Raw genomic sequence first — 996 nt, 5'->3', positions numbered from 1 at the left:
GCCACCCACGGTTATTGTATCCTGCCACAATTATTGCCTCCCGCTTTAACCCATGATCTATACCGCAGAGTTGCCCGTCTGGATGAGCATAATGACTTAAGTCAGGCCGGAATAGGCCGGGAACGACAACATCAGCTAAATGAGAAAATCCGCACCGATGAAACCCGTTGGCTAGACCCGGATAATAGCATCGACCTGGCATATCTCACCCATATGGCAGATTTCCGGCTGGCAATGAATCAACGGTTGTTTCTCGGCTTGTTTGATTATGAATCACACTACGCCCATTATCCTTCAGGGGCCTTCTACAAACGTCATGTCGATGCATTTAAAGGTCAGTCCAACCGTGTATTAACAACGGTGATGTATTTAAACCCATTCTGGCAAACTCAGGATGGTGGCCAATTGCAGATCTATGACATCAATGATGATAATCTGATTCTATCTGTTGAACCTGAAATGGGCACATTTGTGGTTTTTTTAAGTGAGCAGTTTCCGCATGAAGTTCTCCCCTCGAAACGGGATCGTTACAGCATTGCAGGCTGGTTCCGGATTCAGGATCCATTGCAGGCCCCGATAATATGAACACATCTTTTAACATTCTGGAATTAGGTCAGGATGATTTACGTCGAATTGCCCAGCCGGTATCCGAGATAAACGACCCTGTATTACAACAAAAAATTGATGATCTGATCACCTTTGTTCAACAGCGTGGGGGTATGGGGATTGCCGCCACGCAAGTTGGTATTAACCAACGCTTTTTTATTATGTCGAGTCATCCTAATGAGCGTTATCCCTATGCACCCGAGATGCCGGCAACCTGTGTAATAAATCCCGAAATTGTCTGGCACTCAGCGCATACAGAAAAAGACTGGGAAGGTTGTTTGAGTGTTCCCGGTCTTCGAGCTCTGGTACCACGTTATCAGCAAATACAAGTGCGCTACTGGTTGCGTGATGCTACTCAGGTTGAAACCACATATGAGGGCTTTATGGCTG

The 996-nt window shown here is 46.2% G+C and carries 2 protein-coding genes; both read left to right on the top strand.

Annotated elements, in window-relative coordinates; genetic code table 11:
* On the top strand, window positions 1-585 hold a 585-nt coding region (locus B3182_RS03350; RefSeq protein WP_292751540.1), incomplete at its 5' end, for a 2OG-Fe(II) oxygenase.
* A partial coding sequence (locus B3182_RS03345; RefSeq protein ID WP_292751537.1) for a peptide deformylase occupies window positions 582-996 on the top strand: 415 nt, incomplete at its 3' end. The genes B3182_RS03350 and B3182_RS03345, both read left to right, overlap by 4 nt.

The organism is Methylophaga sp. UBA4204 (genome assembly GCF_002379485.1).
GTDB lineage: Bacteria > Pseudomonadota > Gammaproteobacteria > Nitrosococcales > Methylophagaceae > Methylophaga.
The sequence above is the reverse complement of the archived record's forward strand: the minus strand, read 5'-3'. Positions and strand labels throughout refer to the sequence as shown.